Annotated in this window: 18 protein-coding genes; 12 read left to right on the top strand and 6 right to left on the bottom strand. The window is 63.3% G+C overall.

The genetic code is table 11. From position 1 onward, the window contains the following. Window positions 1-227: 227 nt before the first annotated feature. Window positions 228-1,358 (bottom strand): DUF4912 domain-containing protein, encoded by a 1,131-nt coding sequence (locus SH412_RS12180; RefSeq protein WP_336523790.1) that lies wholly within the window; start codon window positions 1,356-1,358, stop codon window positions 228-230. Between the two features lie 633 nt (window positions 1,359-1,991). On the opposite strand from SH412_RS12180, the gene SH412_RS28600 reads away from it, so the two are divergent. The 11 genes from SH412_RS28600 to atpC all read left to right on the top strand — a co-directional run bounded on the left by SH412_RS28600 (window position 1,992) and on the right by atpC (window position 10,323). Next, window positions 1,992-2,180, top strand: a complete 189-nt coding sequence (locus SH412_RS28600) for an AtpZ/AtpI family protein (RefSeq protein ID WP_419555781.1) — start codon at window positions 1,992-1,994, stop codon at window positions 2,178-2,180. Window positions 2,181-2,227: 47 nt separating this feature from the next. Continuing rightward, a complete protein-coding gene (locus SH412_RS12175) occupies window positions 2,228-2,614 on the top strand; it encodes a hypothetical protein (protein WP_336523789.1) in 387 nt (128 codons plus the stop codon). Between the two features lie 43 nt (window positions 2,615-2,657). Continuing rightward, window positions 2,658-3,593 carry a F0F1 ATP synthase subunit A gene (gene atpB / locus SH412_RS12170; RefSeq protein WP_336523788.1) on the top strand — a complete coding sequence of 312 codons (936 nt, stop codon included), beginning with the start codon at window positions 2,658-2,660 and terminating at the stop codon, window positions 3,591-3,593. Between the two features lie 186 nt (window positions 3,594-3,779). Then, window positions 3,780-4,022 (top strand): ATP synthase F0 subunit C, encoded by a 243-nt coding sequence (gene atpE, locus SH412_RS12165; RefSeq protein WP_419555805.1) that lies wholly within the window; start codon window positions 3,780-3,782, stop codon window positions 4,020-4,022. Window positions 4,023-4,114: 92 nt separating this feature from the next. Continuing rightward, entirely contained in the window at window positions 4,115-4,780 is a 666-nt protein-coding gene (atpF, locus tag SH412_RS12160; protein ID WP_336523786.1) for a F0F1 ATP synthase subunit B, read from the top strand. Window positions 4,781-4,830: 50 nt separating this feature from the next. Then, the gene (atpH, locus tag SH412_RS12155) at window positions 4,831-5,469 is read left to right on the top strand and encodes an ATP synthase F1 subunit delta (RefSeq protein ID WP_336523785.1); all 639 of its coding nucleotides are present in this window, start codon (window positions 4,831-4,833) and stop codon (window positions 5,467-5,469) included. Beyond that, a complete protein-coding gene (gene atpA / locus SH412_RS12150) occupies window positions 5,420-6,952 on the top strand; it encodes a F0F1 ATP synthase subunit alpha (RefSeq protein WP_336523784.1) in 1,533 nt (510 codons plus the stop codon). Before atpH ends, atpA begins: the two co-directional genes overlap by 50 nt. Before the next feature lie 72 nt (window positions 6,953-7,024). After that, window positions 7,025-7,921 carry an ATP synthase F1 subunit gamma gene (gene atpG, locus SH412_RS12145; RefSeq protein WP_336523783.1) on the top strand — a complete coding sequence of 299 codons (897 nt, stop codon included), beginning with the start codon at window positions 7,025-7,027 and terminating at the stop codon, window positions 7,919-7,921. Between the two features lie 36 nt (window positions 7,922-7,957). Then, a complete protein-coding gene (locus SH412_RS12140; protein WP_336523782.1) occupies window positions 7,958-8,347 on the top strand; it encodes a four helix bundle protein in 390 nt (129 codons plus the stop codon). Window positions 8,348-8,406: 59 nt separating this feature from the next. Next, on the top strand, window positions 8,407-9,852 hold the full coding sequence (atpD, locus tag SH412_RS12135) for a F0F1 ATP synthase subunit beta (RefSeq protein WP_336523781.1): 1,446 nt from the start codon (window positions 8,407-8,409) through the stop codon (window positions 9,850-9,852). Window positions 9,853-9,918: 66 nt separating this feature from the next. Next, window positions 9,919-10,323, top strand: coding sequence for an ATP synthase F1 subunit epsilon (atpC, locus tag SH412_RS12130; RefSeq protein WP_336523780.1), 405 nt, complete (start codon window positions 9,919-9,921; stop codon window positions 10,321-10,323). A 218-nt stretch (window positions 10,324-10,541) separates the two neighbouring features. On the opposite strand, the gene SH412_RS12125 is transcribed toward atpC, so the two are convergent. The 4 genes from SH412_RS12125 to SH412_RS12110 all read right to left on the bottom strand — a co-directional run bounded on the left by SH412_RS12125 (window position 10,542) and on the right by SH412_RS12110 (window position 17,649). Continuing rightward, window positions 10,542-13,700, bottom strand: a complete 3,159-nt coding sequence (locus SH412_RS12125) for a YCF48-related protein (protein WP_336523779.1) — start codon at window positions 13,698-13,700, stop codon at window positions 10,542-10,544. Window positions 13,701-14,011: 311 nt separating this feature from the next. Then, window positions 14,012-14,335, bottom strand: coding sequence for an ArsR/SmtB family transcription factor (locus SH412_RS12120; protein ID WP_336523778.1), 324 nt, complete (start codon window positions 14,333-14,335; stop codon window positions 14,012-14,014). Window positions 14,336-14,980: 645 nt separating this feature from the next. Next, window positions 14,981-15,922 (bottom strand): hypothetical protein, encoded by a 942-nt coding sequence (locus tag SH412_RS12115; protein WP_336523777.1) that lies wholly within the window; start codon window positions 15,920-15,922, stop codon window positions 14,981-14,983. A 308-nt stretch (window positions 15,923-16,230) separates the two neighbouring features. Beyond that, entirely contained in the window at window positions 16,231-17,649 is a 1,419-nt protein-coding gene (locus tag SH412_RS12110; RefSeq protein ID WP_336523776.1) for a DUF1501 domain-containing protein, read from the bottom strand. Window positions 17,650-17,935: 286 nt separating this feature from the next. Here SH412_RS12110 and SH412_RS12105 point away from each other — a divergent pair, with 286 nt between their 5' ends. After that, the gene (locus SH412_RS12105; protein WP_336523775.1) at window positions 17,936-19,063 is read left to right on the top strand and encodes an EAL domain-containing protein; all 1,128 of its coding nucleotides are present in this window, start codon (window positions 17,936-17,938) and stop codon (window positions 19,061-19,063) included. Between the two features lie 141 nt (window positions 19,064-19,204). Here SH412_RS12105 and SH412_RS12100 read toward each other — a convergent pair whose 3' ends face one another. Further along, window positions 19,205-20,113 (bottom strand): hypothetical protein, encoded by a 909-nt coding sequence (locus tag SH412_RS12100; RefSeq protein WP_336523774.1) that lies wholly within the window; start codon window positions 20,111-20,113, stop codon window positions 19,205-19,207. Between the last annotated feature and the right edge of the window lies 1 nt (window position 20,114).

The following is a 20,114-nucleotide window of genomic DNA, read 5'->3' as shown; positions in this document are numbered from 1 at the left end:
CGTCCGTCGTAAGCCTCAGCGGCATGGCTTCGCCCGCGGTCGCCGGAGATTCGTCGGAGCGCGGCGGCCACTTCGCCGAATCTCGGTCAGGTGCCGGGAAGCTCCCGGTCGTGGACTTTCCATGACCATCGTCCGACTGTATGCGCCAGCGGCCGACGATGATTGGCGAGTGACCATCGCAAAAATGTGCGCCCCGGCCCGCGATTGAGGATAAGTCGATCGCGAGATCACCGCGGAACTTCTTCGATCAGTCGCGGTTCGAGTTCCCGGGCCGTCACCTCCACGGCAAGCACAAACGTCCGCTCCTCGGTCCCGTCGGGAGTCGTCGCGACGGCGGGAATCACATGCCGCCCCGGCGGCAGCTTCATCCGCAAATGGAACCGACCATCTGTAGCGACCGAAGCCCGCTTGCCGAGCAACGTCAGTGCCGCTTCGGGATGCGTCGAGCCATGGATGTGGAGATCGGCTCCCACCACGAGATGGAAATCTCGTGACCCTTCGGGGGGCGTCTGGCTCGAGCGCGCCGCCGCGAGGTTCTTGAGCTGCAACGGAGTCAGATCCGCGGCCGACCAGGCGCGCGGCTCGTCGTCCGCATCGTAATCGGCGACCGAGGTCAGGTTCCTCGGCGACGACTCTTCGGGCTGCAGCAGGACTGCAACGGCGCCGTGGTCCGGCATCACCAGCGGACGCGATCGGACCAGCACATGGAACCGCCCTCCATCCGCCAGCAGCCCCAGATGCACTGCATACTTGCGTGACGGATGTGGAATCCGGAGGCACCAGCCGGTGACCTCCCCATCCAGTTCGACATCAGTCACGCGGACAGCGGCCGTCTGCCGCTCGTCCTGTTCGGTGATATCGATGAGCCGCAGCACCGGCCGAGCACTATGGAATTCCCAGTCCAGGGAGGTCCGCGCCCGCCGGAGCGTTTCCGCCGAGATCTGCCAGCGGATCTGAACCCAGTTCCGATCGAGCGGTCGCAGGTCCATCACGTCCGGGCCTCGCTCCGCCCCCGCCTTCAGGCGGCTGGCCGGCGGCCCCGCCAGCTTCGCTGCCGGTCGGGGCAGAACTCGGCTGCTCCGTGCTGCCGTTCCCCGCGACTCGCTCCCGGCAGCTCGTGAAGCGGCTGCCGCCGTCGATCCGGTGGAACGGGTGGTTGCCCGGCCGCGCGGACTCGCCGCGGCACGCTCGGACTCGAGGGGCTTGGACCGAGCACCTCCGGAAGGCTTCTTCTTGTTGGTCAGAATGGCGGCAATCAGCTCCTCTTTGCGAAGTGCATGAGCGCCGGAGACGCCGCGGCTGAGGGCGAGAGTGGTGAGCTTCTTTTTGGTGTATGTACTCAGGCTGTCCGGCGTCATCGTCTCGAACTCCGTAGCGTGCCGTGAATCCACCGCAGGGTGAACAGACAGGAACGTTCAGTCGTCCGTGACCAGACTGCAGGACAGCAGCCTTGGATTCGTTGGCCGGCTGTCTCAGTTTTGAGACCGTCGCCAGCCACGGTGGCCCCGGCCCTTGGGCTCATTCCGTGCAATGCTGAAGAGGATCAGCGACTGCAGATATCAACGAATCTGATTATGATATACTGGACTGGACGGTGATTCGCAAGGCGAGCTTGACCCGAAACCCTGCGACTTCTGCCCGGTTTGGCAGTATCCGCAGTCCATTGCTGCGCGATTGGCGCATCCGCCGAAGGCTTGCTGACCGCTACACCCGACCTCATTTGCCGATTTCACAGCTTCCGCGGCGGACTGCACGGCATTCCCGACCGTCTCCCGTGCGGAAATTGGCTTTTCATTCTCCCAACTGAGAAAAACGCCGGTGCTCCTTTGACGGCTTTGACTTCGGAAAGTGGCCCCTGTAGAGTCCCCGGTGTTACGAGTCCGTAAGTCAAGTCGTCGCGCCGCCGACCGTTGCTGGTCGGAGGTCTTTGCCGGCTCCTGAGTTCGGCGTCTGTCGTGGCTGAATCCGGACGATCCCCGCTGTCAGTGGGAATGATGTGGTCATCCCGCATCACTTCGATCGGGTTTCAGTTCGCGGTTCCCGTCGGTTTCGGGTGGTGGCTGGATCGCAGGTGGGGCACGGAGCCTTGGCTCACGGTGGTTGGCGCTTTGCTGGGGTTCCTGACGGGGACTTTGGCGCTCGTGCAGCTCGCCAAAGACGCCGCACGGGCCGAAAAGTGATCTCGCTTCGTCGTTGAAATGACGTCGGGGCGGGCCGGGTGCAGGAAATGCGTTCGTACTGGGGCGATGCTTCGCGACTGACAGGTTTCATGCTGGCCTTCTGGGTGTTGGCCGGCGCGATTTCCTGCGGTTTGCATGGGTTTTCCGGGGTCGAGCTGACCGGCTTCTCGCTGGTTATCTGTCTGATCCCCGGGTGGCTCGCGTTGATCGTTCCGGCTGTGTATCGTGCTCCCGCCGCGGCCTTGGCCGCTGTGGTTGTTGGAATGGTTTTGCGGCTGGCGTTTTGTGGCGTCGGCATCGCCGTCGTTTCGTGGCTCCGTCCCGATCTCGGGCCGAAGCCGTTTGTCTGGTGGCTGGTCGGATTCTATCTGGTTTCGCTCGGAGCTGAGACGTACCTCCTCGTACGTCGAGTCAAGTTGCAGGCTGCCGCTTGAAGTCTCTCCGAAACCGGTCACGCGATATTCAACGGGGTCGTGAATGTCTGCCCAAGATCCTTTTCATCACGTACGCGACTCGGCCTCTTTTGAGCTGCCGCGGTTTGTGATGGAGATCGTCGGTCACGACGCGCTGACGCTGCCGAAGATCTTCGGCCTGCAGATCACCAAGTATATGGTCCTGCAGGTAGTGGCGGGACTCCTGGCTCTCGTCATCTTCCGCGGCCTGGCCGCCCGGATCCGCGACGGCCAGCCGGCCCGCGGGAAGTGGTGGAACTTCTGGGAGTTGCTGGCCCTCTTCATCCGGGACGAAGTCGTCAGGCCCGCCGTCGGAGTTCCTCACGACGACCACGGTCATGGTGACGGCCACGCCGCCCACCACTCCGTCTACGAACATCCCGCTGCGGTCGCTGCCGGAGCTCACGCTGCACCAGTCGATGTCACGCATCCGGCCGACAAGTTTCTGCCGTTCGTCTGGACCATCTTCTTCTACACCCTGTTCTGCAACCTGCTGGGCGCGATCCCGTTTCTCGGCTCCCCCACCGCCGATACTTCGACCACCGGCATTCTGGCCATCGCCGTCTTCGCCGCCGTGGTGATCGCTGGCGTTCAAAGGTCCGGCTTCGCCGGCTTTTTGAAGTCGATCGCGCCGTCGATGGAACTCCCCGGTATCATGGGCATGATCATCATCCCGCTCGTCTGGGTGATCGAGGCCATCGGCCTCCTGATCAAGCACTTCGTCCTCGCCGTCCGTCTCTACGCCAACATGCTGGCCGGGCACACCGTTCTGGGGGTGATTCTCGGATTCATTGCCGTCTCGGCCGATCAGCCCTACGGATTGTGGTATCTGGTCACTCCAGCCAGCGTGATCGGCCAGGTTCTGATCGGATTGCTGGAGCTGTTTGTCGCCTTCCTGCAGGCGTATGTGTTCGCGTTCCTGGCAAGCCTCTTTATCGGGGCTGCTGTCAACCCGCACTAACGCGGGAAGTTGGTGATGTTCCCCGGGCAGCCGTGGCTGAGTGGTTCAGACGCGCGGCGACTGTCCGACGAATCTTCCGGGTTTTGTTTGGCTCGGTACAGAGTACCAGGAGAATCAGAAGTGCGTCAGAGTCTCAAAATCGTTGCGTTGTCGTTGTTCGCCCTCCTCCTGACCGCCGCCCCCGCGATGGCCCAGGACGCCGCTGCCGCCGAAGTGGCCGCCGCCGCACCGCTCTTCGGAGCCAGCATCGGCGCCGGCCTCGCCATCATCGGCGCCGGACTGGGGATCGGCCGGATCGGCGGACAGGCCGTCGAAGGCATGGCTCGCCAGCCGGAAGTCGCCGGCCAGATCCAGACCGCGATGATCATCGCGGCCGCGCTGATCGAAGGTGCGACCTTCTTCGCACTCCTCGTTTGCCTGATTGCCTAGTCCGTATCGGCCTGCATCTGTCAGGTCGATTGATGGTGTTCGTTTCCTGCGACGATCGAGCGTCGTGCGGTGGACTGCGGAGACGTATTCCGATGATTCTGCGCCTGAAGAAATCTGTGGCGACGTCGCTGCTCCTGCTGGCCTGTTGCCTGGCGAGCGGACCGGCGATGCTCCGCGCCGAAGCAGACCACGGGAAGGCGGACCCCGCCCACAAGCACGAAGGCGAAGCGGCCGGGCACGGAGAACATGCCGACGAAGCCGTCCCGGGCCTCGTCCCCTCTGTCGACCTGGCCACCTGGCAGCTCATCACCTTCCTGATTTTCCTCGGGGCGCTGGGCAAGTACGCCTGGGGGCCGCTGCAGTCGGGGCTGGAAAAGCGCGAAGCGAAAATCCGGCAGGATATTTCCGACGCCGAGGCTCAGCGTCTGAAAGCGGAACAACTGCTGAAAGACTACGAATCCCGGCTGGCGAAAACTCAGGACGAGGTTCGCGAAATCCTGGCCGAGGCCCGGCGCGATGCCGACCGGACGAAGCAGGAAATCGTCGCCGCCGCTCAGCAGGAAGCCGAAACGACCCGTCGTCGGGCGATCGAGGACATTCAGCGATCGAAGGATCACGCCCTGTCCGAGTTGTTCGATTTCGTGTCGTCGAACGCGATGGCCGCCGCCGAACAGGTCGTCCAGCGCAGCCTGAAGTCCGAGGATCACGAACGCCTGATTCGTGAGGCTCTGGATCAGTTGAACGTCCGTCGGAACTGAGTTTCGATCTTCGGTGGTGATTGCCGACAGGATTTCGAGGTCGATTGAGCATGGCCGATTCACACTCTACACGTCCTACCACGGTGCTGGAAGATCCCGGCTCGAGGTCTGTGGCCCGGGTCTACGCCAGAGCGTACCTGGATGCGGCGGGCGTGGAGAATGCGCAGACCGCCATGGACGATCTGACCTGTTTCATTCACGAACTGGATCAGACCGATCCCCGCTTCCGCGGGTTCTTCTCCTCCGGTCTCGTCAGCATGGAACACACGCTGGGCATCATCGAGCGCGTGATCGCTCCGCGATGCCCGGAGCTCCTGACGAATTTCCTCCGGGTTCTCACCCGGCACCAGCGGCTGGACGTCCTGCGGGCCGTCCAGGCAATGGCTCAGGAAGAACTGGAAAAACGGCACGGCGAACGACGCGTGCAGATCTCGACGGCTCTGCCGGTTTCCGCGGAGACGCTCGAAGTGGTTCGGCAGTCCCTGGCGAAAGCTCTGGCCGCCGAACCCATCATGACAGCAACCGTTGATCCCGCTCTCCTGGGCGGGATGGTTATACGTGTGGGTGACACCGTCTATGACGGTTCGCTCAGGACCCGGATCAAGCAACTTCGCGCCCGATTGCGCGAGAGGTGTGTGAATGAAATTCAACGCGGGCGAGATCGCTTCAGTTATCCAGAAGGAAATTGAAGACTTTCGCGGACAGCTCCAGACGAGCGAAGTAGGCCGGGTCGTTGAAGTCGGTGACGGCATCGCGCGGGTCTACGGTTTGTCTTCGGCAATGTCCGGCGAAATGGTCGAATTCTCCAACGGCGTTCGCGGCCAGGTGTTCAACCTGGAAGAGAACTCCGTCGGGGTGATCATTCTTGGCGACTACCTGAAGATCGCCGAAGGCGACGAGGTCAAGTCCACCGGACAGCTCCTCTCCGTACCCGTCGGAGACAGCCTCCTCGGTCGTGTCATCGACCCGCTCGGCAACCCGCTCGATGGCAAGGGGCCGATTGTCGCCTCCGAGTCGCGACCGCTGGAAATGCTCGCGCCCGGAATCGCCGCCCGCCAGCCGGTCAAGCAGCCGCTGCAGACCGGCATCATCGCGGTCGACGCCCTGACTCCCGTCGGACGTGGCCAGCGCGAACTGATCATCGGCGACCGCAAGACCGGTAAGACCGCCGTCGCCGTCGACGCCATTCTCAACCAGAAGGGCGGCGACGTCATCTGCGTCTACGTCGCCTGCGGCCAGCGCTCCAGCACCACCGGCGCCGTCGTCGAAGCCCTCGCCAAGCACGGCGCCCTCGACTACACCATCGTCGTCGCCTCCGGCGCCAGCGACCCCGCCCCGCTGCAGTATATCGCCCCCTACGCCGGGGCGGCGATCGCCGAACACTTCATGTACCAGGGCAAGCACACCCTGGTGATCTACGACGACCTGTCCAAGCAGGCCGTCGCCTATCGCCAGTTGTCCCTGCTCATGCGGCGTCCCCCGGGTCGCGAAGCCTATCCCGGCGACGTGTTCTACTGCCACAGCCGCCTCCTTGAACGATCCGCCCGCCTGAGCGACGAACTGGGCGGCGGCTCGATGACGGCTCTGCCGATCATCGAAACGCAGGAAGGCGAAGTCTCCGCCTACATCCCCACCAACGTGATCTCGATCACCGACGGACAGATCTACCTCGAACCCGACCTCTTCTTCGCGGGCGTCCGCCCCGCCATTAACGTCGGTATCAGCGTTTCCCGCGTGGGCGGCAACGCCCAGACGAAGGCCATGAAAAAGGTCGCCGGCGGCCTCAAGCTCGACCTCGCCGCCTTCCGCGAACTCGAAGCCTTCGCTCAGCTCGGCACCGAACTCGACCCGGCCACTCAGAAGCAGCTCGACCGCGGTTATCGCATGGTCGAACTTCTCAAGCAGCCGCAGTATCAGCCTCTGTCGATGGCCGACCAGGTGATCATGGTCTTCGCCGGCACCCGCGGTTACCTCGACAAGGTCGCAGTCAATCGCGTCCAGGAGGCCAAGCAGGTCCTGCTGACATTCTTCACCGACGAGAAGAGCGAAGTTCGCAACGCCATCGCGCAGTCCGGAGAACTCGGCGCCGACGCCGAAGCCAGCCTCCGGGCCGCCCTCGACGAATTCGTGAAGCGCTGGGAATCCAGCTACGCCGCGAAGACCACGAAGTAGCCTCGCTGCGGGCCGATCGCCCGCAGTGCGGATTGAGTGACTGAGACCCAACGGGATTCTGGCGGACGAACGATGGCGAAAGCTCGGGCGATCATCAAGCGGCTCAAAGCGGTGCGCAACATCCGCAAGATCACGCGCACCATGGAGCTCGTGGCGACCGCGCGGTTCAAGAAGGCCATGGACCGCGCGACTCAGGCGGCGGCGTATACCCGCAAGATTTCGGAGATCGTGGCCGATCTCTCCGACACCCTCGCGAAGTCCGGCAGCGCCGTCAGCCACCCGCTTCTCCAGAAGCACGACCACGAGTCCAACGCCATCCTCCTGACCCTCACGTCCAACCGCGGACTGTGCGGCGGCTATAACAGCGGCGTCTTGCGCCAGGCGCAGCACCGCGCAGCCGAGCTTCGCGGCGCCGGCCTGAATCTGGAGATCGAGGTCTCCGGCAAGCGCGGCATCAACTTCTTTAAGTTCCAGAAGGTCCCGGTCGCCGCCACGTACACGCATTTCGAGGATCGGCCGACCTTCGAGCAGGTCGACGAGCTCGCCAGCCGGCTGATCCAGGCCTACATCTCCGGCAAGCTCGACCGGCTCGACGTCGCCTACGTGAAGTTCGAATCGATGGCCCGGCAGCGAGCGGTCGTCGAGACCCTCCTTCCCATCGGACAGCTCGGGGCCGGAACCGGTTCCTCGCCCGGCGCCAGCGCCCGGAATGTCGACTACGAGTTTCTCCCTTCCCCGGAAGAGATCCTCGAAGAGATCGTCCCCGCCTCCTTCAAGGCGCGGCTCTTCAAATGCCTGCTGGACTCCGCCGTCAGCGAGCAGATCGCCCGGATGGTCGCCATGAAGAGCGCAACCGAAAACGCGGACGACATGATCCGCTCGCTCCGCATGAACTACAACCGGGCCCGTCAATCGCAAATTACATCAGAACTGAGTGAAATCATCGGGGGAGCAGCGGCCCTGGAGTAACGAAGACGGCTGATCGCTGATCGTGGATCGCCAGAAATGAAGAGCGAGAATCATCGCGATCTGATTGTCTGGCGCAAGTCGATGGAGTTGGCGGTTTTAAGTTACGGATTGGTTCGGAGATTGCCGGAGTGTGAGCGGTTCGGCTTGATCTCGCAGATCCAGCGGGCGGCAGCGTCGATTCCGGCGAACATTGCGGAAGGAAAAGGGCGAGGTCAATCCAGAGTCTTCCTGAATTTCCTCGCGATTGCGAGCGGCTCCCTCAGTGAGCTGGATACTCACTTCGAGTTAGCGTGCCAGCTCGGGTATTTCGGTGATGACGATTTGCGGGACGTTCGAAAACTGATGAATGATGTAGGTCGCCTGCTGACTGCTTTTCGCCAGTCGATCCAACGACGGCTGAAGCCTTCTTCCGGCGATAAGCGATAAGCGATAAGCGATTCGCCCCCAACCGCGGTGGCGAACACAGATTCGGAAAAAGGCTGCACATGACAACCGCTACCTCAACCAATACCGGCCGCGTCACCCAGATCATCGGCTCGACCTTCGACGCCGAGTTCGACGAAGACAAGATGCCTGAGATCTACAACGCCCTCAAGGTGGAAACCGAGATCAAGGGCGTCAAGATCCGCGTCACCGGGGAAGTCCAGCAGCATCTCGGCGGCGGACGCGTCCGCTGCGTCGCCCTGGCCTCGACCGACGGGATGGTCCGCGGCATGGAAGTCGTCGACACCGGCGCTCCTGTGAGCGTCCCCGTCGGCAAAGCGACCCTGGGCCGCGTGTTCAACCTGCTCGGCGACCCCATCGACGGCCGCGGCGAAGTCGCCGCCGAAGAACGCTGGCCGATTCACCGCGATCCCCCCGCTCTCGAAGACCTCAGCTCGAAGACCGAAGTCTTCGAAACCGGCATCAAGGTCATCGACCTGCTGATTCCGTTCGTCCGCGGTGGTAAGGCAGGATTGTTCGGCGGGGCCGGTCTCGGCAAGACCGTTATTCTGCAGGAACTCATCGCCCGTATCGCCAGCTCGCACGGCGGCTACTCGGTCTTCGCCGGCGTCGGCGAGCGAACCCGCGAAGGGAACGATCTCTGGCTGGAAATGCAGGAGACCGAAATCGGCAGCACCGGCCGGTCGGTTATCGAGCAGACCGCAATGGTCTTCGGCCAGATGAACGAGCCGCCCGGGGCCCGTCTCCGCGTCGCCCTGTCGGCCCTCACAATGGCCGAATGGTTCCGCGACGCCACCGGCGCCGACACGCTGCTCTTCGTGGACAACATCTTCCGCTTCTCCCAGGCGGGCAGCGAAGTCTCCGCCCTCCTCGGACGTATGCCCTCCGCCGTGGGTTACCAGCCGACGCTGGGCACGGAACTGGGCGCCCTCCAGGAACGGATCACCTCGACGAAGCGCGGGGCCATTACCTCGGTGCAGGCCGTGTACGTCCCCGCCGACGATCCGACCGACCCCGCTCCCGCAACCGCGTTCTCACACCTCGACGCGTTCATCTACCTGGAACGCCGGATCGCGGAAAAGGGGCTCTACCCCGCCATCGATCCGCTGGCCTCGTCGAGCCGCGTGCTCGATCCTCAGATCGTCGGCGAGCACCACTACAAGGTGGCCCGCCGGGTGCAGCAGATTCTGCAGCGTTACCGCGAACTGCAGGACATCATCGCGATTCTGGGCATCGACGAACTCGCCGAAGAAGACAAGCTGATCGTCCACCGGGCTCGCCGGATCGAACGCTTCCTCTCGCAGCCGTTCATCGTCGCCGAAGCCTTCACCGGCAAGAAGGGAAAGATCACCCCCCTCGCCGAAACGATTCGCAGCTTCGAAGAAATCTGCGACGGCAAGTGGGATCACCTCCCCGAACAGGCCTTCATGTACGTCGGCGGCATCGAAGAGGCGGCCGAGCAGGCCGCGGCGATGGCCAAGGCGTAAAGTCCGTGTCTGTCTGAGGCAGTTGACGGGGCCGCCGGCTGGGCGGCCGGGAAGGAAGTGGGCGAGATGGCCGGCAAGACTCTGCGACTGATCGTCGTGACTCCCGAGAAGACCGTGCTCGACGAGACCGTCGAAGCGCTCCGGTTTCCGCTGTTCGACGGCGAGATCGGGGTTCTGCCGGGCCGGCTGCCGATGATCGGCCGGCTCGGCTGCGGCGATCTCTACATCGATCACACCGATGGCACCTCGAGAACGCTGTTCATCGACAGCGGCTTCGTGCAGGTCCGCGATTCCGTCGTGACCCTGCTGACCGACCGCTGCCTCCCCGCCGACAAGCTGTCCAAGGAAGCAGCCCTGCAGTTGCAGGAGCAGGCCAGGACCCGCAAGGCGCGGACCGACCACGAAGTCGCCTCCCGCGACCGCGATCTGACCCGCGCCCGCAAAATGCTCGCGGCCCTGAAGAAAATCTAATCCCCGACGAATAGATTGACAAAGCAAAGAGGTGCGTCCCACGACGCACCTCTTTGCTTTGAATGACTGCTCACCGCGGGTGCCACGCCCAGAGTCTTCGATGGGCGTGTCTTCGCGCAAGGAAATGACGCCTTCTGCGTCACTGCAGAGAGCGCCACACCGCTCTTCAGCCCCGCCAGGGGCGATTCAATGGACGCCGTATCGCCCTCCTTCTCCTCTCATTCGAACCGCAATATCCCGAACGAAGCCGCCGTCGGAATCTCCTCCGAAGGCGTCACCCAGCTCTCGAGCCGCGACCCCGGTATCGTCCGGATGATCGCCGCCCCCCAGGCGGTGTTGCGGCCCGGCGGCGTCGGGGTCAGCTCGTCCCAGGGGATCGCCGCCTCAATCCGCCAGCGCTCCTTGTCCGCGTCGACCGCCACGAACCAGCGCGGATTCCAGGTGGCGTCCTCCCAGCAGCGGTCCCCCGTCCAGCCGCGTTGATCGATCTGCAGCTCGTAAGCAGTGGCATAATCCCGGTCGAGATCCAAACACAGACTGAGCCGATCGCATCGGCTCAGGTCCGCATCGTAGCGACGGTCCTTCAGCGCCGGTGCGATATGCGCGAGATCCGCCGACTGCGGCAGACTGGCGGCCAGAAACAGGTATTGAGCGTTATAGGCCAGCAGCACAAACCCGTGATCAGCGCCGGTCGAACGCTGTTCCCCTTCCGGCAGCTCGCCGGGGAGCAGTTCCCGAGCGGTCGGACTCGGCGTCCGCGCATCCGTCAATCGGATCTCACGGGCCGACTGCCAGCAGGGGTCGGACAGTAATCCATCCAGATAAGGCGGCTGGGCCGCGGCCGTCACACGCGCCAGTTGCGGCGGCGACACTGTCTGTGGCTGGACCAGCCACAGCTCTCGCGTCGCAACCTGCCTCCACGGATCGTCCGGCGTGGCGCGACCGAAGTTGCGATAGACCTGATCGGATTTCCCCCCGGCGCCCGTCGCCCGGTAGAGCGCCGCCAGCGGAAACTGGATCTCGGGCTGTTCGAAGATGATCGGCGCCTGCAGTTCGAGCAGCTTGGCCAGCTCCGCCGCCTGCTTGTGCCGCCGTTCGATCGTCGCATCGCCGGTCGTCTTAAGTGGCTGCCGGGGATTGCGAAAGTCCGCATCGTTCATGGGGCCGCGATCGGCCGTGCTGGCGATCCCGGATACCTGCTGAATCCGGCTGGAGAGCGTTCCCGCCGTGTCGATGACGGTGTTTTCCGGACCGTGCTTCCGCCGGCCCCGCTGCCAGGCCAGTTCGGAACTCGTCCAGAGCGAGATCATCCACGTCATCGCCTCGCGCGTCACCGGTTCCTGCGGATACCGCCGCAGCATCTCCATCGCAACGGATTCAGCCAGGTCGTAGCGGGCGTGCCGACGATGTTCGTCCCACGCAATCGCCAGCGTGGCGGCCCCTTGTTCAGGCGGCAGGCTGCCGACCAGATCCTGGAGCTGGGCGAGAATCTGGGCCGCCGCTTGAGGATCGTCAAACGTCTTCTCGGCAATCCCCGCGAACTGCCGCTGGCGCTTGGCCGCATCCTGCCGGCGCGCCAGTTCGGCCTCGTCGCGCACGTGCAGTCGATGGCCCGACCGGCGGCCAGCCGTTCCAGGAGCAATGTCGAGTCCGGCGAACAGATCCTGGCCAGCCTGGTCGGGATTCGCCGCATCGCTCAGCAGTCGATAAGCCTCATGAGCCTGCGTCCGGACCGTCGGCAACCCCAGCCTCTGTCGCGCGGAGGCCGACGCCTGGTCGACCGTCGCCCCGGAATGAAACAGAAACTCGTACGGATCAATAGTGGCGTTTCCCGAACTGCCGTCGGCGACTCGAACGTACACGCGCTCGACCTGCCACGGGGCGAGCTTCGTCAGTTCCTGCAGCGTGAGATACCGATCGGGATTCGCAGCATCCCGGATCGCCTGCCGCACGGCATCCTGCAGCAGCGAGACCACCGCGTCGTCACTGCCCGGCTGATCCAGAATCACCACCCGCGGCCTCCACATCCGCAGCTCGCGGACGAGACTCGTCATCAGCGTCTCGCTGAGTCGACCCTCCGTCCGCGTCTGCCACTCGCGCACCAGCAGCTCCGAATCGCGATCCGAACCGGGAATCAGTACGGGAAACTGCCATGCAATGGCAGAGGAAGAGCCCCCCGACTCGACAACCGCGCCCGCCAGCCGATCTTCCATGTCCGGGCTCGACTGTTTCAGCCCCGCGGAGGATTCGGTCGCCATCCAGGTCACGCCGCGATAGCCCTGCTCGGCCGAGTATTTCGCATACAGCCCGGGACTGAGCTTCGCCGGCCTCGCCTGAAACGTGGCAAACGCCGCGGAACGCCCCCCCCCGCGCAAAGTCTGCCAGGAGTGCCCGCCATTATTGGTGACGAGAATCAGACCGAACTCCCCGACTGCAACCCCCTGCGTCGGCGAACTGAATTTCAAGGAGTTGATCGGAGTGCTGTTGCCGGTCGCCTGGGGCTGCCAGGTCTGCCCCCCGTCGGGACTGTGCCAGACGACGCTCCCCGGTGCCCCCGCCAGCCAGACGTACCGCCCGACGGCGGAGACCGTCCGGAAATCCTGCACTTGTTGCAGCTCGGTCGGCAGCGGCGTCGGTGCGTCTTCCCACACCACTCCGCCAGAACCAGAGGTCAGCACCAGGCCTCCGTCGCCAACCAGCCAGGCCGTTTCATCGTCCTGCAGATGCACCGCTCGGACCGCCTTCCGACCCAGCGCCGGGAGTCGTGTCGGCAGGAGCTGATCCCCCGCAAACAGCATCAGCTCCCCCGAACGCCCTCCCAGAAGCCCCATCTCCGGAGACAGGAATACGCTGCTCTGCCAGCCGGTGCTCCGCGGGCCCGGCAGAGCGGTCCAGGATTTTCCGCCGTCCAGCGTCCGGTAAACGCCCGTCGGATTGGTCGGCGTCGCGGCCCCGACAGCCAGACCGAGCTCCAGATCAAAAAAGCGAATGGAACGCAGCGGCGGAAGCTGCTGCTCATCCAGAGATTGCCAGGTTCCGCCCCCATCGCGTGTGGCCAGCAGGATGCCCCGGCTGAATCCACCCGGCAGGTACTCCTCGCCCGCGACCCAGCCAAGCGTGTTGGTCAGGAAGCAGGCCGAACGGAGGCGTCCCCGCGTTCCGCTCGGTTGCAGACTCCAGCTTGCCCCGGAATCCGCCGAGTGCCAGATCACTCCCCGGTCCCCGACCGCCCAGATCCGCTGTCGTCCGACACACTGCACATCATGCAGACCGGCATCGTCCTGCAGCGGGTCGGCTTCCCTGTCTGTCGCGCGGACCGCAGGCAGGCAGAACGCTCCAAAGCAGAGCACAAGAATGGCGGCAGACAACCGGTGCATAGTCCCCTCCCTGGAGCAGTCGGTCGAGCGAATGCGGACCGGGAGGGATTGTAGACAATTCAGCAGTCAGCAGAAGGTCGATTTCGATCCCGGCCGACAATGCCCCTGTCCGACACTCAGCGGAGAGGAGCCTGCGCCAGCCAGGTCGGAGGCGCCTTCACATCAGAGGCCCGAGTGACGCTCTGTCACGTGTGGCGATCGAGGATTTCGAGAGTGCGAAGTGCTCGGGAATCTGCCCGGCGATTCGCAACTCCCCTCCCTGGATTCTCGTCCCGACCAGCGATCGAGATCGAAAACTCGATCTCGCGACATTACTCGGCGGCGGGAACATTCCCAAATCGCGCCTCGACGCAATTCATAATGTCGCCCAGATGCGACTCGGCGATGCTGTAATACGTGAATCGACCCTCTTTCTCGCTGGCGAGAAAGCCCGACCGCTGCATCAACCGCAGGTGCTCGGAGGCCATATGACTCGGAATCTCGCACGACTCCGCGAGCTCGCCAACCGAAAATCGACCCTGCAGCAGCATCTGCACAATCCGCAGCCGGTGCGGATGTGCCAGTGTCCGCAGGCACTCGGAGGCGCGTTCGAGAGCGTCGAGCGGGAGCAGGCGAAGCTGGTTTGTTGTCGTCATGGGTGTATCCATTAAAAACAATTGACGCAGGCAGTATAGGGGAATTCTGGTGAGCGTTCCAGACCGCCGTCGCCAAGTTCCTGGAGACTAACCGCGATCCGGCGGCGGACAGTTCTCAAAAAAATCCCGCACCCGGCAAATTCTCATCGCGATCTTCAGGGGTCGGGAGATCGGCTTCAATCGCCTGTCGGCCAATCGGTCCTTGGAATTAGTGACTGGTTTTGCCGTAGGTTGAAGAACCCGAAAAAACCGCTGAAATCGCGATGTTCAACCATCGCCCCTTCGAGAATGTGCGACCCGACCGTCCGACCGGAAATCCCGATTCAGGCACTCCTTCAACCCGTCCATTTGCGCCGCAGCAGCATGCAAAAAATAGAGAGGCCCGGCGCCATTTGGTGCCGGGCCTCTCTAAAAGATTTCAGAAAATTAAGCCTGTGCGTTGAGTCCAGGCAAACTGTCCCAGAATCTCGAAATCCCCAGATTCATGGGTATGAGGCGAATGGGTGGCTGGGGATGAGTCCTTGTGTCTCGACAAGTCTTCGCAAATTCGCCTCTCTCAATCGCCTGAGAGCCTGCCGAATCTAACGATTTCCTCTTCCTGGTTCGCAGATCCGTCGCCGCCCGCATCCAGTCTGTGACAGAACTCTACCGCAGAACATAGATCGAAGGGTCGTCGATCACCCAGCGCGTTGACCAGGTCCTCCCATCGTCCTGATTCACGATGTTGTAGAAGAACGTATTCACCTGCTCCGCCCGATACCCGTACGGCGCTGCGGACAGCAGCCGATCCTGAGGCGTCAGGTTGTCGACCCCTTCGCTGGCGTAATAGTGTACCTGCCCGTCCGGCGTGAACGTCATCCCCAGCGTCCACCAGCCCGGCTTCGTGATCATCGGTCCCGAGACGTCTTCGCCCCGAGATCCGCTGCGGATCAGAATCATCGCCGAATCGTCCGTTCCAGGGCGATCGGCTTTGCTGTTGAACTGAATAAACATCCCCGGCCAGTAGCTCTCGACCTCTTTCGCGTTGCCCGCGGTCCGGAAGAACCGCCCCCGAGTCGTCGGCTTGTTGATCGTCGTCTGGCAATCCGCCCGGAACCCGAACGAACTTCCAGTCCGCTTCTCCCACTCTTCAAACGGGGGCAGATAGACCCGGACGACGATACTCGGAGTCCGCTGCACCAGCAGCGACCCCACCGTCGTCACGTTCGTCATGAAATCGTCCTGCTGAAACGTATTCGAGAATCGGCTCGGAACCCCCGAGTTCAGCGTCTGCAGCGCCAGCGCCCCCTTGCTCCCCGGAATCCCCCCCGACGGCGTGGCCACTCGTTTGACGAAGTCAGGCGTCCCGCGATACGTGCTCTCGTACCAGCGGTTGTTCTTGGAATAGCCCGCCGGCTGACGATCCTGACGATCGATGTTGCTGCTGGCTTTCGGAAGCTGCGGATAATACTCCCAGTCATCGGCTTCGAAATCGTCGCCGACGTCGAGCTTGGTGCCAGTGCCGGGAACGACCTGTGCGATGGCGGAGGCGGGGAACCCGCAGATCAACAGAGCCAGCAACCACCGGGACACGGACGTACGAGGCATGGAATCACCCTTCATCCTGCAGTAACGACGCCATCAGGCGACAGACACGCCGACGGGACGGACATCCCCCCGGAATTCCAAAGCGACAGTCTGGGACAAGTTTTCCGGATTCGCAACCTTTTCCGGACCCGACATCCGGTTTCCCGGACTTTGGACCAGCTCCGGTTTCGAGTATCGGACAGGCGCAAAATCCCGGATGAAGCAATTGTGCCGGGAGGACTGGTCGCAGCGTCAGGCCGGTGACACGTCTTACCTGAATTCGCGCAACTCGCGCGGCGACCGGCAGATTCGCCGCCCAAGCCCCAGCCTCAACCCGTGTACAACTCGGTGATGGGAGCCCCTTCGCACAGCGGGAACGGACGCTGCAGGCCGTCGTGCAGCGTCGACTCCGGCGCGATCCCCGCCGCCGAGAACATCGTCGCAGCCAGATCCCACGGGCCGAAGCCCCGACTTTCCGGATACGCGCCCCGCCGGTCGGATCGACCGACCACCAGCCCGGGGTGAACTCCAGCCCCCGCGGCCAGCACCGAATAGCAGCTTGCCCAGTGCTTCCGGCCCGGCGACGAGCCCGCAAAATTCGGTTCCAGAGCCACCAGCGGCGCCCGGCCGAATTCACCGGCGCAGACGACGAGGGTCGTGTCCAGCAGGCCGCGATCGGCCAGGTCCGACAGCAGCGTCGAAAAACTCTGGTCGAACCGCGGCAGCAGATGATTTTTCAATGCATAGAAAATATCGTTGTGCGTGTCCCACCCATAGAGATCCGTTTCGTTGGGTGAATCGTCCTGCCCCCGCACCGAGTGATTCCAGAACAGCGTGATCCACGGTGCGCCGGCCTCGACGAGCCGTCGCGCCAGCAGGCACGCCTGGCCCGTCCGATGCCGGCCGTACTGGTCGCGTACGTTGTCTGGCTCCGACTCGAGTTCGAACGCTCGCCGGCACGCCGGTCGATGCAGAAGATCGAACGCCTGCCGATAGGCCCCCGACTGATCGGCAAGCTGGCGGGTCTCGGCCTCGCGTAGAAATCGGTCAAGTCCCGACAGCAGCGTCTGGCGCGAAGTCAGGCGAATCTCAGGCAGGTCGGCGAAGGACTCCAGCCCCGGAACCGCAACGGGCGCCGCCGTGACATCTCCAATCTGCAATGGCTCGGCGATCGGGCCAAGGAACCCCGCGTTCTGTCCGGGCGACGGTTCGGTCGGCACCAGAATCGGTCCGTTCAAATGGACCGCAGATCGGACGAAATCTGTCCGGTGGCGCGTATTCTCAAACAACGCTCCGAGCGTTGGACGATCGATGGGAGCAGGAGGCGGATTCCCCGACCGACGACGATGGTAGAACCCCGTCAGCGTCAGATAGACCGCCGATCCGTGATCGAGGTCTTCGTGCGACATCGTCCGGATCAGGGCGCACCGGTCGAGCAGCTTCGCCATCTTCGGCAAGTGCTCGCCGATCCGGACGCCGGGAATGGCCGTTTCAATGGACCCGAACTCCCCCCGGACCTGACTCGGGGCCTCCGGTTTCGGATCCCAGGTTTCGAGCTGGCTCTGCCCGCCCCCCGTCACGACGAACAGGACCGTCTTCGCCCGGCCGAAGCCGGCCGCTTGCGCCTCGGCCCGCACCGATCGCCGCGGATTCAGCAGACCTGCACCGCCGGCGAGCCCCAACTGCAGCCAGACTCGTCGGCTGAGTCTGCCGCGAAACGTGGGTGACTGGTCCACAATCTGCAACATTTCCAGAAACCCTCAGTGTTTGTACGGGGATTCGTAGTCTATCCCGGCGGCGGGTCGACAGGCTAGAGGCCGCTGCAAGTGACTTCAGGAAAAGATCTTGCGGCAACTTCTGGAAAAATCGATTCAGCCCCCACAGCTTGTGGTATCAGATCAATTGGTACGTGTTTACCGTGGTTGGCCAAGTTCCGGGTTGCCGAAAGTCTCTCCGTATGGCACGTTGAATGTTGTGGAGTCGCATCGGAGGGGGCTCTGGAAACTCACGGCCGTGATTGCCCCGGATGTGCCGATGCTGACTTCTCACATTGATGCGCCTGAGCCGCCGACAGTGTCTGCACCGACGCCCTGGTATTTGGCCGGGGCGACGTCGCCGGATTCCACGATCCACAAGATTCCGATCCCGGCCGGTCGCTTTCAGGTCGGTCGCGGGACCGATGTGCCGTTGCAGCTCTGTCTCCCCTCCATCTCCAAACGCCATGCGGAGTTCGTGGCCACCGACGACGTGCTGTGCGTCCGGGACCTGCAAAGTCTCAACGGCACCTATGTGAACGGCAAACGGCTGACGTCCGATATGCTGCTGGATGAAGGCGATGTGGTCCAGCTTTCGACCCTGGAGTTCCGCGTCGGTCGCGATCAGTTGCGCGAGCCCCTCAGCGGGCTGGCGATGGATCGAACCGTCGACTTCGGCATCGTCGACCTGAGATGCACCCTGTCCGATTTCCAGAAGCTCATGGAGGCTCGGCAGGTCATTCCTTTCTTCCAGCCGGTCGTGCGCCTGGCCTCCTTGTCCGCCAGTGCCCTGTTCGGCTACGAAATTCTCGCTCGAAGTGACTGGCCCGGACTCACCGTGCCCAAGGACATGTTCGAAGCGGCGGAGCGACTGGAGGTTGAAGCCGCTTTCAGCGTGCTCTGCCGGGAAATTGGCGTGGAAGTCTCCAGGACGCTGCCGGATTCCTGCGCAATCTTTCTGAACACCCACCCTCGGGAAGAGCTGCATCACGGTCTGCTGGCCTCCCTGATCAAGCTGCGCGAAATGGCGCCTCACAAGCGTCTGGTCCTGGAACTCCACGAACGGGCCGTGACCAACGTGCGCCAGACAATGGAGTTGAGAGCCTGCCTGCGCGATCTGGAAATCGAACTGGCCTACGACGACTTTGGAGCCGGACAGGCCCGACTCCTCGAACTCTCGGAAGTCGCTCCCGACTACCTGAAGTTCGACATCAGCCTGATTCGCAAAATCCACCTCTCCAATCAGCGCCAGCAACTCGTCGCCAGCCTCTTGAACGTCGCCCACAGCCTCGGGATCGCCACCCTGGCCGAAGGGGTCGAAACCCCGGACGAACTCGGCGTCTGCAGCGAACTCGGATTCACCTACGCTCAAGGTTATCTGCTCGGCCGACCGGCGCCGCTGCTTTAACAGTCGGTGGAAATCATGGCCGCCACGGCTGTGTCAGCCGTGCGAGCGCTCCAATTCCCGCGGAAAACATCGCCGCCGACACGGCCGCGCCGCACGAAAGCAATGCTTCAACAGCGCGGAAGCCCCCCGCCTCGGCGTTCGCTACTCCTCTTTCGGAGCGGGCTTCTTCGGCTCCCAGGAGAGCCCTTTCGTCATCACGGTCACCTTGCTGCCAGTCCCGTCCGGCTTCACGAACAGCGTCAATTCGGCCTCCCCGCGCTCCCGTCGCAGGATCGCCGACACGGGACCGACCAGGTCGCTGCCGGCCGCCCTCCAGCCTTGCGCCGCAAGCTGCTCGGTCAGGAACTTCGCCACCCCCTTATGATCCGTCGCACTCCTGCACGTCAGTTGTTGCACGATCTTCTTGTACTCGACCTGGGTCGCGTCTTTCGGCAGCGGCAGATCGTGAACATTAATCGCTTCCCCGGCGGCGGCCTTCGGCTTCTCGTCGGGCTTCCCCGGCGGCTTCGGTTCCGCGGGCTTCGTTGGCGGCGCTTTGCGGGGAAAAACCAATAGCGGCGCGCTGAACGTCGCCGCAAAGGTTCCCTTGGAGCCGCCGTCGTCGTCATTGGCGAGTGCCGTCTTTCCCGTGATCCGACCCTCCTTGATCTCGAATTCTCCGGTCAATTTTGTGCCGCTGACGCTCAGCGAAAAATTATCGGCCCACGCATTGCAAAACTGCGATTTTCCGCCAGGCGTAAACGTTACCTTGACATGCGGCTGGAACAGGAACAGCGAATCGTCGCTCCCATTCCCCTCCGTCAGCGACTTCTTCAATTTGTCGATCGGGATCGCCTTCTCACTGAGCAGCACCGCGATCGCCTCTTCGTCGAAGGCCTTCGTCTCGTAGATCAGCACGTGCTCAAGTTTGTACGTCTTGCCGTCGAGCTTCAGCGTCCCCTCACAAGGCTTCGGCGGATCGGCCGCCTTCGCTGGTGCGGCCTCCTGAGCCGGCAGACCGGAGCCAAGGCACAGCACGAGCAGCAACACCGTGGAAAGCTTCATGGTCATC

Source organism: Planctellipticum variicoloris, from assembly GCF_030622045.1.
Taxonomy (GTDB): Bacteria; Planctomycetota; Planctomycetia; order Planctomycetales; family Planctomycetaceae; genus Planctellipticum; species Planctellipticum variicoloris.
The sequence above is the reverse complement of the archived record's forward strand: the minus strand, read 5'-3'. Positions and strand labels throughout refer to the sequence as shown.